Source organism: Metabacillus sp. YM-086 (assembly GCF_048059995.1).
Lineage (GTDB): Bacteria > Bacillota > Bacilli > Bacillales > Bacillaceae > Metabacillus > Metabacillus litoralis_B.
Genome location: NZ_JBLUOI010000080.1, coordinates 1 through 13632 on the forward strand (window position 1 = coordinate 1; position 13632 = coordinate 13632).

Genomic DNA, 13632 nt, shown 5'->3' on the forward strand with positions numbered 1-13632 from the left:
AACAATTTTTAATTGGCAAAAGTTTAGACACCTCTTGTCCAATGGGGCCTTATTTAGTTCATAAGTCAGCTATAAAAGATCCTTATGACTTAAGCATTAAAACAAAAGTGAATAATGAAGTGAGACAAGATGGACATACAAAAGATATGATTTTTACAATCGAGAATATTATCTCAACTCTTTCTCAAGGAACAACACTTGAGCCAGGGGATATCATTGCAACAGGAACCCCAGCTGGTGTTGGAAAAGGATTTACCCCTCCGAAGTTTCTGAAGCCAGGAGATGTAGTTGAAATTGAAGTTGAAGATATTGGGATCTTGAGAAATAAAATCATGGGATAATACATGGAAAGGGAGCCGATCATAAGGCTTCTTTTTTAGTAGATTTTTATGAACAACAGCGTTTTCAAAAAAAAGACACAAGATAATGAATGTTTACAGCTCTTTCTTTAATATTCGTCTTAAATCATGCTAAAATAAGGTTGTCTTTAACTAAGGAGGAAAAATGATGACACATGCACACATTACTACATGGGTTGTAGCGATTATTCTTTTCTTTGTTGCACATTCTTTATTTAAGTCTGGAAAAGAAAAGCCATCAAAAATTGTTCATATGGTTTTACGCTTGTTTTACATTTTAATTGTGATTACAGGTGTTATTCTTGTTACTGGTGTGTATCAGTTAGATGGGGAATACATAGCTAAAATTGTTTTAGGAATCTGGACGATCGGTGCAATGGAGATGGTTCTGGTTAGATTGAAAAAGGGAAAACCAACAAGAGTTTTCTGGATTCAATTTGTAATTGTTCTACTTTTAACAATTGTATTAGGAATGCGCCTACCTTTAGGAATTTGGAGTTTTTCTTAAAGAGTAGCGGGATAGAAGGCTGTAGATAGACTCGACTGACCATCGAGCTGTCTGCAGTTTTTTTGTTTGGTAAGAGATGCGAACCAATATAAGGGCAGGAGTACAAAGACATGGTCTTCATGCAAGAGGTGAAGACCAAAGCAAGGGTGAAATTTAGAAGAAATGGTCTTCATACAGTGGATGAAGACCAATGCAAGGGCGAAATTCAGAAGAAATGGTCTTCATGCAAGAGATGAAGACCATTGCAAGTGCGAAAATCAGAAGAAATGGTCTTCATGCAGGAGATGAAGACTATTATAAAGGCAAAATATAGAAGAAATGGTCTTCATACAAGAGATGAAGACCAATGCAAGTGCGAAATTCAGAAGAAATGGTCTTCATGCAAGAGATGAAGACTAATGCAAGGGCGAAAATCAGAAGAAATGGTCTTCATACAAGAGATGAAGACCATTGCAAGTGCGAAAATCAGAAGAAATGGTCTTCATGCAAGAGATGAAGACTAATGCAAGGGAGAAATTTAGAAGAAATGGTCTTCATACAAGAGATGAAGACCATTGCAAGTGCAAAATTCAGAAGAAATGGTCTTCATACAAGAGATGAAGACCAATGCAAGTGCGAAAATAAGAAGAAATGGTCTTCATTGCTGCAAAAAGAGCCTACTCCAAAAAAAGTGACCAACTTCATCTAAAACTTACTACAAACAAGTCGTCTTTCACCCAAACTTGTTGTTATTTCAAACCGATCTCCTGAATGGATGCCTCTTTCAAAGTGGTGTTGAATGGCGCAGATGGAATCTTCATTATCAAATTGAAAGAAAGAAACACCTTTTTTATTGACGCGATTTTCCATAAATAATAATTGATTATACGAATAAATACAGTCGTAAGGCGAAAAGCCAAGAGAGTTTAATTGTTTGATCAATCTGACAAATGTTTCATCTTGAAGTTCCTTTAACATTTCATCTAAAGCTAAAGGTAATTTTTTTCTTATCCGCACTGTATCACCATGATTTAATGATAGCGTTCCCATGTCAGTCTTGATCTTACCTAAGCCTATCCATCTCCCCTTTGTCCACCCGGATGGATTTAAAATTTCTAGATGAGAATTTTGAATCTCATCTAATAAATGAAGCTCATCACTCATATCATCATAAATGACATACTGATCATTTGTAATCTCGATCAGTCCAGTTAAATACGAACGTTTTTGATTTAATAGTAAGTCTGTTCGTTTAATTGGAAACATACATTTTACCTCCAAATCGTTGTTACACTTGTTGTTTTGAAAAACGTTGATATCAACGTTTTTGACAAAAATGAGGAAGTTTATGCATTTATGCATTTTGCTTGGGACAATTCAACATTTGAAAAAGTGGGCATACAATGTCTACACCTATTAAGGTCACAGACGTTGGTGTGTATGAGATCATAATATAGATGAGGGAGATGAAGCTTTCATGTGCGGAATAACAGGTTGGGTAAATTTTAAAGGAAATATACGCACTGAGCAAGAAACGGTTAAGAAAATGGCAGAAACATTAGCAAAAAGAGGGCCAGATGACACGAACATTTGGGGAGAAGATCATGTACAATTTGGTCATAAACGACTAGTTGTCGTTGACCCTGCCGGTGGTATTCAACCAATGACGCGGACAAAAGAAGGAAACTCTTATACGATTTGCTATAACGGTGAGCTTTACAATACTGAGGATATTAGAAAAGAACTTCTTTCAAGAGGATACACATTTAAAGGGCATTCTGATACAGAGGTTCTGCTTCAATCCTATATTGAATGGGAAGAAGAATGTGTACATCGTTTAAACGGAATATTTGCTTTTGCGGTTTGGGATTCAAAGAAAGAAAAATTATTTATCGGTAGAGATCGCTTAGGAGTAAAACCTTTATTTTATAAAGAAGAGAACGGATCTATCTTATTTGCGTCAGAGCTGAAAGCAATTCTAGCTCATCCTTCTGTTTCGGCTAAACTTGATAAATCAGGTCTTTCTGAAATATTTGGTGTTGGACCTTCTAGAACTCCTGGTGTTGGAGTTTTTAAAGGAATTGATGAGCTGCGTCCAGCTCATGCCTTAGTTTATACAAAAAATGGCTTAAAGAAGTGGCGTTATTGGGATGTAGAAAGCAAACCACATGAAGATTCTGTTGAAGAAACAGCTGATAAGGTAAGATTTTTATTCACAGATGCTGTAAAACGTCAATTAGTATCAGATGTGCCATTATGTACGTTCCTTTCTGGCGGAGTTGACTCAAGTGCGATTACAGCTGTTGCTGCAGAACATTATAAAAAAGAAGGAAAAGGGCAACTTCATACTTATTCTATCGATTATGAAGATAATGAAAAATTCTTTAAAGCCAATGAGTTTCAACCAAACTCAGATGGTCCGTGGATAAAGAAAATGAGTGAGGCATTTAATACCAATCATCATCGCTGCGTAATTTCCCAACAGGAATTAGTCGATCATCTAATTGAAGCAACTTCTGTTCGTGACTTGCCTGGTATGGCAGATGTAGATTCATCCTTATTGTGGTTCTGTCGCGAAATTAAAAAAGACTTTGTTGTTGGATTGTCAGGTGAATGTGCAGATGAAATTTTTGGAGGGTATCCTTGGTTCCATCGCCCTGAGGATTTAGCAAATTCAGCATTTCCATGGATGCGTTCAACAGATGAGCGAGTGTCGTTATTAAAGCCTGAGTGGCAAGATAAATTAAATCTTAATGAATATGTTCAAGCTCGCTATCAAGAAACAGTTAACGAAACACCGCTGCTTGAAGGTGAATCAGAGGTTGAAGCGCAAAGACGTCAACTATTCTACTTAAATATGCATTGGTTCATGACAAATCTCTTAGATCGAAAAGATCGCATGAGTATGGGCGCCAGCTTAGAGGTTCGTGTTCCGTTTGCTGATCATCGTCTTGTTGAATATGTATGGAACATTCCTTGGGAAGTAAAAATGCATGGCGATCGCGAAAAAGGAATTTTACGAAAAGCGTTAGAGGGACTTCTTCCTAATGAGGTTCTTTACCGCAAGAAAAGTCCTTACCCGAAAACACATAATCCAGAGTATACAAGATTAGTAACAAACTGGTTGAAATCTTTAGTAAGCCAAAAAGATTCGATTTTACATGAGTTGTTAAATAAGCAAAAGCTTAATGATATTATCGAAACAGAGGGCAAAGCATTCCAGGTTCCTTGGTTCGGTCAATTAATGTCAGGTCCACAGCTCCTTGCTCATTTAGCACAAATTCATGTTTGGTTTGATAGCTATTCAATCGATATTGATGAAAGATAGAAGTGTTAGAGGAACTGTCCGGTAGGGGCAGTTCCTTTTTATTTACTTTAAAATGGCAGAGCATTTTAATTTGAGTTTCATATGTTAACTATGTATAATCTTTGTATAATAATTGTGCATTTAAATAGGAGGCATCATCATGAAAAAAATGGTTGTTATTGGGGCCGGACCTGGTGGATTAGCAGCAGCTATGCTATTAGCCAGCAGGGGGCATAAAGTTCATTTGTTCGAAAAGCAATCGTATATTGGGGGCAGAAACTCTTCCATTCATGAAAAAGGCTATACATTTGATATGGGCCCTACATTTTTAAGCATGGTTTATATCGCGGAAGAAATTTTTCAAACGGTAGGAAAAAACCTTCATGATTATGTTGAACTTATTGAACTAAAGGAAATGTATCAACTAATTTTCGATGATGCCACAATTAATATGACAAGAAATCAAGATGAAATGATAAAGAGGTTAAATCAACTTTCTCAAGGAGAAGGAAATGGCTACCTAAAATTTATGAGTGATACAAGAAATAAAATGAATGCCCTCACACCAATCTTACAAAGCAAAATGGATCGATTTTATCATTATTTTAGATGGCGTGTGATCAAAGCATTGCCACAGCTCACTGTCTCTAAAAGTTTATATGAAGTCCTTTCAAAATATTTTAAAGATGAACGTGTAAAGCTTGCATTTACTTTTCAATCTAAATATCTAGGCATGTCACCATGGGAATGCCCGGGAGCTTTTTCCATTCTTTCATATATGGAGCACGAGTATGGAATTTACCACCCAAAGGGAGGAGTGAATCAGCTTTCAAAGGCAATGGCAAAGGCATTTGAAGAGCTTGGTGGGAAAATTCACTTAAACCAGGGAGTGAAGAAGTTAGTATTGGACGGCAAAACAGTAAAAGGCGTTCAACTTGAGGATGGACGAAAGGTTTTTGCTGATGAAGTGATCATTAACGGTGATTTTGCCCATGTGATGACAAACTTGGTGGATGAAGGTGTATTGAAAAAGTATTCAAAGAAAAAGCTTCAGAAAAAGAAATTTTCTTGTTCAACATTCATGATCTATCTTGGCGTAAGCAAGCAATACGATCTCCCACATCATACAATTGTGTTTGCTCAGGATTATAAGAAAAATGTTGAAGAAATTACGAAAACTCACTCAATGCCCAAAGATCCATCCATTTATATTCAGAATGCTAGTGTCACAGATCCTACCTTAGCTCCGGAGGGACATTCAGCACTGTATATCCTAGCTCCGGTACCAAGTAATATAAGTCAACTAGATTGGGAGAAAGAAAAACATAGATTCAGAGATCTTGTATTAAAAACATTACAAGAAAAAACAATGTTTAAAAACATAGAAGAACATATTGAAGTTGAAAAAATCATTACGCCTAAGAATTGGGAAGAAGACCTGTTTGTCTATAAAGGAGCAACATTTAACTTAGGACATCAGCTTTCTCAAATGATGGTCTTGCGGCCACATAATGAATTTGAAGAGTTAAAGAATTGCTGGTTAGTTGGGGGAGGTACCCATCCTGGCAGTGGTCTTCCGACAATTCTCGAATCAGCACGTATCACGACGAAGGCTATAAACAACCAATATATGAAACAGCCGGAATCGATATATCTAACAACAGGAGAAGTGAGGGATGTAAGATGAAAACCGTTATTGTTGGTGGAGGAATTGGCGGCTTACTCTCCGCTCTGCTTTTGCATCAAAATGGAATTGACGTAATGATCGTTGAAAAACGAGAACGTCTAGGTGGCAGGCTGGCTTTTATTGAGCAAGATGACTACAAAATTGATGAGGGACCAACGATTGTACTGCTGCCTGAGATGATAACAGAGTTGTTAAACGAAGCGGGAATAGATCGTGATGATTATGAGTTAGTTAGGATTGATCCATTATACAAAATTCATTTTCACGATGGAGCAACGTATGAAAAATATTCAGATCAGACTAAGCAGCTTAATGAACTAAGACGATTATATCCAGAGGAACAAGCTGGGTACCTAAACTTTATGAAAGATATGGATGACCACTTCAAACTAGGAATGGATCGGTTCATCAAACGTTCCTTTGTCCAGAAAAAGGATTTTTGGTCAAAACAAAATATAAAAACATTATTAAAACTTAAAGCATATCGCTCTGTTTATCAATCTCTTAAAACATACTTTAAAGAAGAAAATCTGAGATTGGCGTATTCTTTGCAATCACTTTATATAGGCGGAAATCCATACGAATCACCAGCTCTTTATTCGCTTATTTCATATAGTGAGCATAAACATGGAATTTATTATTTAAAAGGTGGTTATGCGAGTTTAGTAGATGTATTGAAGAGAGAAATTGAAAAGAGAGGAATAGAGGTTTTCTTAAATTCTGAGGTAACGTCTCTTACATTTACTAGAAATCGGGCAACAGGGGTGAATGTGAACGGACAGTGGATAAAAGCAGATTCGGTTATCTTAAACGGAGATTATCCTGTTATATCAACATTACTCGATCCTTCTAAGTCTTCTCAAAGAAACTATACTCCTTCATCAAGCTGTTTATTGCTTTATTTTGGTTTAAATAAAATCTATGAAAATACACCAGTTCATCAGTTTTTTATGGGGAAAGACTTTTCAAGCCATATGAGGGAAGTATTCGAAGAAAAAGTTGTACCTAATGACCCGGCATTTTATACGTTTCATCCTTCAGTAATTGATTCCACCCTTGCCCCAGAAGGCAAAGGGGTGTTGTATGTTTTAGTTCCAGTACCCGCGGGTTCTCATATAGAATGGTCTACTAAACAATCGTTTATTGAGGGAATTATTGATTCTTTAGAAAATAGAGGGTACCTAAATTTACGACAGCATATTGTTTGGCAAAAGGTGCGTACACCAAATGATGCAGAAAGTGAAGGGATTTTTCAGGGTGGAAGCTTTGGAATAGCACCGATTCTTTTTCAATCAGGTGTGTTTCGTCCTCAGGCAAAACCGTCTCGGTATGAAAATGTCTATGCAGTTGGAGCATCCGTTCACCCGGGTGGAGGCATACCAATTGTCATGCAAGGTGCAAAGCTTATGGTCAATCAATTACTACAGGATGCCGAACGGAGGGAAAAAGAATGGTCAATGTAGAGATAGCATATAGGCAATGTGAGCAAATGATCAGGCAACACTCAAAAACGTTTTATAAGGCATTTTCTTTGCTTCCTGAAGAAAAGCGGAAAGCGGTGTGGGCTGTTTATGCATTTTGTCGAATAGTTGATGACATTGTTGATGAAGGAAGCTCTCCACATGAGGAACTAAAACAATTTGAACAAGAGTTTACGTTATTTTTAAATGGAGTCATGCCGCTAACTCATCAATTTATGTGGGTTGCACTAAAAGATGCTTTCTCCCGGTTTCAACTAGATGATAAACCGTTTTTCGACATGTTGAAGGGACAGGGAATGGATTTAATCAAAACACGCTATGAAACGATGGATGAGGTGCTTGATTATTCCTATCATGTTGCTAGTACAGTAGGACTTATGTTGTTACCAATTTTGGCTCCAAAAGAAAAAGCAGCACTTAAAGACGGTGCCATCGCACTTGGCCTAGGGATGCAGATTACCAATATTCTACGTGACATTGGAGAAGATTTACAACGTAACCGTGTTTATATACCAAAGGAATTACTACTAAAATATCACTATTCACAACTTGAGCTTCAGCATGGGATTATTAATTCAGACTTTATTCAGTTATGGGAGCACATGGCCCAGGAAGCTGAGATGTACTATACAAGAGCACTGGAAACCATGCATCTTTATCCAATATCCTCACGTACTCCTGTTAAAGCATCGGCACTATTTTATCGTGAGATTTTAAATAAAATTCGAGATCAAGGGTACCGAGTGTTTTCAGAGAAACAATTTGTTACGAATGAAGAAAAATCTACTATTCTTTCGGGGATATCAGGGTAATTGAGAGGGGGCAGCGCTAGAAATAGGCTGTCCCTTTTAAAATTAACGGTTAATCTCTCAACTTTGTTGGGAAATCTCTCAACTTGGCCTTGTCATCTATCAAGCTTGAACGAAAATCTATCAACTTTTAGCGAAAATCTATCAACCGACAACTTTTGCGGTATTTATATTGCATCCAACCCCCGCTTTGCCAAAACCTCTGCAACATTTAACCCACTAATTACAACCATCGGTGAGCCCCCACCAGGGTGGGTGCTACCGCCAACAAAGGATAAATTACGTATATCTTTTGAGAAATTGCTAGGTCTTAAAAATGCATCTTTGCGTTTGTGACTTGCTAGCCCGTATAATGCTCCACGATAGGCACCAAATTTAGTTGAGATGTCCTGTGGCGTAATAATCTGCTCTTGTACAAGATGCTTTCTAATAGAAAGACCTTTACTCTCTAAAAGGGAGTAAATATGTTCTTTATATTCATGGGGATTACTTCCTATTTCTCCATTTCTACCTAAAGCAGGGGCATTGACTAAAATAAATAAATTATCGCCTTCTGGTGATTGTTCAGGGTCTGTATAGGAGCTGTTGCTTATATAAACAGTTGGATTTTTACTATATTTTTGTTCTTGAAAAAGCTCTCGAAACTCTCCTTTATATTGATTTGAAAAGAAGATATTATGATGAAGAAGCTGTGAATTCCGAATAGATAAGCCTGCCAATATAACAAATGCTGAAATAGATGGTTCATAGCGATTCCGTATACCTTCTGAAAAATGTGGGCGATATTGTTTTTCTACTAACTCAGGATATGCCTTTAATAGATCCGCATTCATGATTACTTCATCAGCAAAGATGGTTTCACCGTTTGCTAACAGGATGGAAGTCACTTGTTTATGATCAACGTTTAACTTTGTTACAGTTGTATTTAAAGTAATTTCGACTCCTAGCTTCTTAGCGAGTTGCTCGTAGCTTTCAGCTAAACGAACATTACCACCTTTAATAAAAAATACTCCTTGTACAAGCTCTAAATAAGCAATCATGCTAAACGTTGCTGGACTCTTGTATGGAGAGGAACCAATATAGGTTGCGTAGCGTGACAATGCTTCGATCACTTCTGTTTTCCTAAAATAACGACTGAAAAAATGGTGAAGTGATTCAAACGGTCGGACTCTTAAGAGAGCAGAAGCAAGTGTTGGTGATACATAATCTGTCCATGATTGAAAGGTTTTATAAAAGAAGTGCTTTTCTGACAAAGTGTAGAGACGTGTTATTTCTTCAATAAAGGAATGAAAGTGCTTATCCCCATAGTCATCGACCTGAGCAAGCTGCTTCTTCATGTGTGTATGATTATGAGTAAAATCTAGTATTTGTCCGTTGCTTAAAACATTACGAGTATGAATGGGCAGCTTTTGAAAGGTAAGATAATTTTCCGACTTCTCACCAGCTAGTTCAAAAACACGCTTAAATACATGAGGCATGGTGATTGTATTTGGCCCAAAGTCAAATTGATGTGAGCCTAGTTTATAAGGCATTAGTTTTCCGCCAATATGATTGTTTTTTTCAACGATTTGTACGTTATATCCCTTAGCGGCTAAAGAAATAGCAGCAGCTAATCCTCCTAAACCGCCTCCTATGATAACAACCTTTTTCATAACATCATCACATTCCTATCTAAAGTATCTGATGGAAGCAGCTTGTTTGTTCATGTACGACCTTATTTTTTAATGAATTCAATTGTGATGTGAAAGTATTTTCAAACTCCTTATTTCTCTCTTTACGTGTTTTTCCAGTAAACGCTAAAGAATTGATAGGTTTTCCTATCGCAATATAAATCTCCTGCTTTTTCGAATGCCCAAATGAGTAGTATAAGCTTATTGGCAGGATTGGAACTGAAGGTCGTTTATCCTGTAACGCAATTGCTCCTGGTAGGAAGGAGAGCGGCCTTTTCTCTAAATGAAACTCATCACCCTGTGGGAAGAGACCGACAGTTTTCCCTTGTTCGAGGAGTTGTTCACTGTACTTTAACGAGAGGATAATATCTTTAGGAGAATCCCGGTTAACTGAAAAAGCACCAAGCTTACGAAAAAAGGGATATTGCCTTATCCCTTTTTCGTGCATCATCACATAGAGATCAGTTTTTAGATAGGTACGGTTTAAATGAAATAAAACAAGCGAATCCCACCATGAGCTATGATTTAAACAAACTAAAGATCTAGTTGGTAAAGGAAGATTGGAAGAAACATATATTCCTTTAAAATATTTTCTTAGAAGCTGTTGATTATATAGATGAAACATGGCTTGAAACCAAGCCTGTTTATTTGCCTTAATCATTTCTTTTTCCTCATTTCAAATTGCTTCTTTTTCTCATATAAAACATAAATGTTAGATAGGAAAGAATACTTGTCAAAATGACTCCAAGCCATAGACCATGAATCAATGCAAGAAAGACAAACATGCCTATAACAAGGAAAAAAACTAATACCATTCTTGAATGCCACTCCGATATGGAGAGCTTTGATTTTACGGTTATAATAAAAATGATCGAATGAAGAAGAAATGCTACAACAAACCATCCGATAAAATTTGAGATGGGGATATTGTAATAAAAGCTTTCAGCATTCCATACCCAATATTGCTTCACTTCAAATGCAACTGGGTCAATAATTAAATCGATTAAGACAGCAAGTAATGAGCCAATTAGAGTATAAGAGATAAATTGATTTGTACCTGTTAAGACAATAGAAATAGCATGTGAACCAGCAATGACCATTAACCATGCAAATCCAATGGCAAGGGGAACACCAAGTAATTGAGGTCCAAAGTCACTTGTATAATAATAGTCACCAAATAGAAGTCCATACTCAACCCCAAGGTGCTCGGCAAATATGGATAATCCTACAACTAGTAGACTGACCGTTAGTCCGATTGCTGTACCAAATGTTTTAATAAAATAAATTCCTCCAATAACCCCCGCTAACACGAGGAAGACAACATTTGCCCACTCTAAATAAGAAGGAATAAGGTCAAAGCTTAATAGCACAATCCCAATAAAATACCAAATGAGAAAAACCTTATATGTTAACTCATCTGCTTTCACACTAATCCCCCATTTCTATCCACGATTATAGTGGATGTAAATTTCTTTGTACAACTTGTGTATGCTCGACAAGAGAGGAATATGCATTTGCGCATTTGTAAGCATTTACTTATTTTTTAGCTAGTTTAGTAGGAAGATACTGTATATAATGGAAAAATACAATGATGAACAGACGAGGTAGAAGTCAATGAACCAGGAATTAGTCATGTACATCCTGATTAGTGTTTTGGGTGGCTCAATAAGTATTTTTTTATGTGGTTATGGTTTAGTGAAAATAAAAGATGCTCCAGGTGGCAGATATTATGTTTTGGCAACATTTATGTGCGCTGTATTTGCGTTTGGCTATGCATTTGAGCTTGCGAGTACTACTTTGGAGCAAATGAAGATTTGGTTAAGAGTAGAATATTTGGCTTTGCCGTTTATTCCAGTATTTATTCTGCTTATGTGTTTTGACTATGTAGGAAAGAAGCTTAAGCAATGGGCTTACATTCTTTTATTTGGCATTCCGATTTTGACGATTACAATGCATTACACAAATGAATTTCATCATATTTATTACACATCTATGGATGTAAGAACAGATACTCCTTTTCCTGTACTACAACTTGAGGGTGGCCCCTGGTTCTATATTCACTCTATCTTTTTATACGTTTGTATTGTTATTAGTGTTGGGATACTTCTAATGCAGTTTCGGAAAGTAACACATAAATTTCGTTTGCAAACGAGCTTGATGATTGCTGGGTTATTAGTTCCTGTAATGGGAAGTGTTTTTTATATAACTGATACGAGTCCAAGTAATATTGATCTTGGACCAGTTTCAATGAGTATTACCTTTATTCTCCATGGTTTTGCATTGTTATCCTTCCAGATGTTTAACGTAGTACCAATTGCGAGAGAAATCGTGTTTGAAAGCATAGAAGAGGGGGTGATTGTCTTAAATCAACATGATGTGATTGTTGATTACAACTCAGCTATTGTTCCGGTTCTTCCATTGTTTGGTCCACATGCTATTGGAAAAGCTGTTAGAGATGTTCTGAACGATCACCTACTGCTTTTGGATCTCATTTTTGAAAAGCAGGAAGGAGATTACCAGTTAAAAATTGGTGATGTAACGAACTATTTTTATATTAAGTTTTCTCCTGTCAAAACGAAGCAAAGTGCATTAATCGGGAAAATTATCACCTTAGTAAATGTAACAGAACGAGTAAATATGGAGAAAAAGTTAAAAGAGCTAGCAAGTATAGATGGATTAACAAAGATTTATAATCGAACCTATTTTCTGGATAAAGCAAGTGCTATGATAAAGGACTTGTCTGTGAGCGGTGGCTACCTATCTATTATTATGTTTGATATCGATCATTTTAAAATGGTAAATGATCGATATGGACATGATGCTGGGGATCAGGTTTTAATCGACGTCGCAGCCTTAACAAAGGAGTATTTAAGGAATCAGGATTTGTTTGCACGCTACGGTGGGGAAGAGTTTATCATCTGCATGCCGGATACAACCGGCTTGGAAGCATATGAGTTAGTAGATAACTTACGAAAGAAAGTGTCGGAGTCTTTTACAATAGCTAGTAATAATAAGATTCATATAACATCTAGTTATGGAATATCAACTATTCTTTTAAATTCGGAGAAGGGAAATCTTACTATTCAAGAGCTCATGAGACAAGCTGACCAAGCTTTATATGCGGCAAAAAGGCACGGTAGAAATTGTGTGCAGGTGTATGAGAAGGAAGCCAGTATGTTTAATTGAAAACTATTTTCGAAATGCTCAGTGCTATTTTAGCCTGGGTATTTTTTGTTTGCTGATTGGATGAACGACAAAAGGTTGGTGGGAAGAGCGGGTAGTGTCGTTCGTAAGGGGATGAACGACAAAAGGTTGGTGGAAAGAGCGGGCGGTGTCGTTCATAAGGGGGATGAACGACAAAAGGTTGGTGGAAAGAGCGGGCAGTGTCGTTCATAAGGGGGATGAACGACAAAAGGTTGGTGGAAAGATTGGGCGGTGTCGTTCATAAGGGGGATGAACGACAAAAGGTTGGTGGAAAGAGCGGGCGGTGTCGTTCATAAGGGGGATGAATGACAAAAGGGTGATGGGAAACCTGCGCAAATGTCTTCATAAGGTGGATGAAGAACAAAATCAAGAAAGAAACCTGCGCAAATGGTCTTCATAAGACGGATGAAGACCAAAACCCAGAAGGAAACCGTTCCAAATGGTCATCATAAGACGGATGAAGACCAAAATCCAGAAGGAAACCGTTCCAAATGGTCATCATATGACGGATGAAGACCAAAATCCAGACATAACCCTGCGCAAATGGTCATCATAAGACGGATGAAGACCAAAACCCAGAAGGAAACCGTTCCAAATGGTCATCATAAGACGGATGAAGACCAAAATC

General features: G+C 37.2%; 14 protein-coding genes. 10 read left to right on the forward strand and 4 right to left on the reverse strand.

What is annotated here, in order from left to right; genetic code table 11:
- From ACEWK1_RS23150 to ACEWK1_RS23165, 4 genes are all read left to right on the forward strand, one after another.
- Nucleotides 1-341, forward strand: a 341-nt coding sequence (locus tag ACEWK1_RS23150) for a fumarylacetoacetate hydrolase family protein (RefSeq protein WP_416636698.1), incomplete at its 5' end; no start/stop codon positions are given.
- A gap of 166 nt (nt 342-507) precedes the next feature.
- The gene (locus ACEWK1_RS23155; RefSeq protein WP_121664685.1) at nt 508-867 is read left to right on the forward strand and encodes a YisL family protein; all 360 of its coding nucleotides are present in this window, start codon (nt 508-510) and stop codon (nt 865-867) included.
- A 190-nt stretch (nt 868-1057) separates the two neighbouring features.
- Entirely contained in the window at nt 1058-1180 is a 123-nt protein-coding gene (locus ACEWK1_RS23160; protein WP_269671107.1) for a hypothetical protein, read from the forward strand.
- A gap of 189 nt (nt 1181-1369) precedes the next feature.
- On the forward strand, nt 1370-1555 hold the full coding sequence (locus tag ACEWK1_RS23165) for a hypothetical protein (RefSeq protein WP_212136111.1): 186 nt from the start codon (nt 1370-1372) through the stop codon (nt 1553-1555).
- Here ACEWK1_RS23165 and ACEWK1_RS23170 read toward each other — a convergent pair.
- Nucleotides 1552-2112: a DUF2777 family protein gene (locus ACEWK1_RS23170; RefSeq protein ID WP_162987553.1), complete on the reverse strand. Its 561-nt coding sequence runs from the start codon at nt 2110-2112 to the stop codon at nt 1552-1554. The two genes, ACEWK1_RS23165 and ACEWK1_RS23170, sit on opposite strands and share 4 nt — an antisense overlap.
- 211 nt (nt 2113-2323) lie before the next feature.
- Here ACEWK1_RS23170 and asnB point away from each other — a divergent pair, with 211 nt between their 5' ends.
- From asnB to ACEWK1_RS23190, 4 genes are all read left to right on the forward strand, one after another.
- Nucleotides 2324-4174: an asparagine synthase (glutamine-hydrolyzing) gene (gene asnB / locus ACEWK1_RS23175; RefSeq protein WP_121664687.1), complete on the forward strand. Its 1851-nt coding sequence runs from the start codon at nt 2324-2326 to the stop codon at nt 4172-4174.
- 139 nt (nt 4175-4313) lie between these two features.
- Nucleotides 4314-5840: a phytoene desaturase family protein gene (locus ACEWK1_RS23180; protein WP_212136112.1), complete on the forward strand. Its 1527-nt coding sequence runs from the start codon at nt 4314-4316 to the stop codon at nt 5838-5840.
- Nucleotides 5837-7303, forward strand: a complete 1467-nt coding sequence (locus ACEWK1_RS23185) for a phytoene desaturase family protein (protein WP_212136113.1) — start codon at nt 5837-5839, stop codon at nt 7301-7303. The genes ACEWK1_RS23180 and ACEWK1_RS23185 overlap by 4 nt, the downstream gene beginning before the upstream one ends.
- The gene (locus tag ACEWK1_RS23190) at nt 7291-8133 is read left to right on the forward strand and encodes a phytoene/squalene synthase family protein (RefSeq protein ID WP_212136114.1); all 843 of its coding nucleotides are present in this window, start codon (nt 7291-7293) and stop codon (nt 8131-8133) included. The genes ACEWK1_RS23185 and ACEWK1_RS23190 overlap by 13 nt, the downstream gene beginning before the upstream one ends.
- A 164-nt stretch (nt 8134-8297) precedes the next feature.
- On the opposite strand, the gene ACEWK1_RS23195 is transcribed toward ACEWK1_RS23190, so the two are convergent.
- From ACEWK1_RS23195 to ACEWK1_RS23205, 3 genes are read right to left on the reverse strand one after another with little or no spacing between them, the layout of a single operon-like run.
- The gene (locus tag ACEWK1_RS23195) at nt 8298-9782 is read right to left on the reverse strand and encodes a phytoene desaturase family protein (protein WP_212136115.1); all 1485 of its coding nucleotides are present in this window, start codon (nt 9780-9782) and stop codon (nt 8298-8300) included.
- Nucleotides 9783-9801: 19 nt separating this feature from the next.
- Entirely contained in the window at nt 9802-10461 is a 660-nt protein-coding gene (locus tag ACEWK1_RS23200) for a lysophospholipid acyltransferase family protein (protein ID WP_212136116.1), read from the reverse strand.
- A gap of 10 nt (nt 10462-10471) precedes the next feature.
- Complete coding sequence (locus ACEWK1_RS23205; RefSeq protein WP_212136117.1) at nt 10472-11227, reverse strand: carotenoid biosynthesis protein; 756 nt, start codon at nt 11225-11227, stop codon at nt 10472-10474.
- A 187-nt stretch (nt 11228-11414) separates the two neighbouring features.
- Between ACEWK1_RS23205 and ACEWK1_RS23210 the strand changes: the two genes are divergently transcribed.
- Nucleotides 11415-12986 carry a histidine kinase N-terminal 7TM domain-containing protein gene (locus ACEWK1_RS23210; RefSeq protein WP_212136118.1) on the forward strand — a complete coding sequence of 524 codons (1572 nt, stop codon included), beginning with the start codon at nt 11415-11417 and terminating at the stop codon, nt 12984-12986.
- A 45-nt stretch (nt 12987-13031) separates the two neighbouring features.
- A complete protein-coding gene (locus tag ACEWK1_RS23215; protein WP_416636699.1) occupies nt 13032-13196 on the forward strand; it encodes a hypothetical protein in 165 nt (54 codons plus the stop codon).
- Nucleotides 13197-13632 lie beyond the last annotated feature (436 nt).

What these genes read in the sequence shown, in the direction of transcription:
- ACEWK1_RS23155 (WP_121664685.1), top strand. Translation starts at nt 508, where the DNA reads ATGACACATGCACACATTACTACATGGGTTGTAGCGATTATTCTTTTC.
- ACEWK1_RS23160 (WP_269671107.1), top strand. Translation starts at nt 1,058, where the DNA reads ATGCAAGGGCGAAATTCAGAAGAAATGGTCTTCATGCAAGAGATGAAG.
- ACEWK1_RS23165 (WP_212136111.1), top strand. Translation starts at nt 1,370, where the DNA reads ATGCAAGGGAGAAATTTAGAAGAAATGGTCTTCATACAAGAGATGAAG.
- ACEWK1_RS23170 (WP_162987553.1), bottom strand. Translation starts at nt 2,112, where the DNA reads ATGTTTCCAATTAAACGAACAGACTTACTATTAAATCAAAAACGTTCG.
- asnB (WP_121664687.1), top strand. Translation starts at nt 2,324, where the DNA reads ATGTGCGGAATAACAGGTTGGGTAAATTTTAAAGGAAATATACGCACT.
- ACEWK1_RS23180 (WP_212136112.1), top strand. Translation starts at nt 4,314, where the DNA reads ATGAAAAAAATGGTTGTTATTGGGGCCGGACCTGGTGGATTAGCAGCA.
- ACEWK1_RS23185 (WP_212136113.1), top strand. Translation starts at nt 5,837, where the DNA reads ATGAAAACCGTTATTGTTGGTGGAGGAATTGGCGGCTTACTCTCCGCT.
- ACEWK1_RS23190 (WP_212136114.1), top strand. Translation starts at nt 7,291, where the DNA reads ATGGTCAATGTAGAGATAGCATATAGGCAATGTGAGCAAATGATCAGG.
- ACEWK1_RS23195 (WP_212136115.1), bottom strand. Translation starts at nt 9,782, where the DNA reads ATGAAAAAGGTTGTTATCATAGGAGGCGGTTTAGGAGGATTAGCTGCT.
- ACEWK1_RS23200 (WP_212136116.1), bottom strand. Translation starts at nt 10,461, where the DNA reads ATGATTAAGGCAAATAAACAGGCTTGGTTTCAAGCCATGTTTCATCTA.
- ACEWK1_RS23210 (WP_212136118.1), top strand. Translation starts at nt 11,415, where the DNA reads ATGAACCAGGAATTAGTCATGTACATCCTGATTAGTGTTTTGGGTGGC.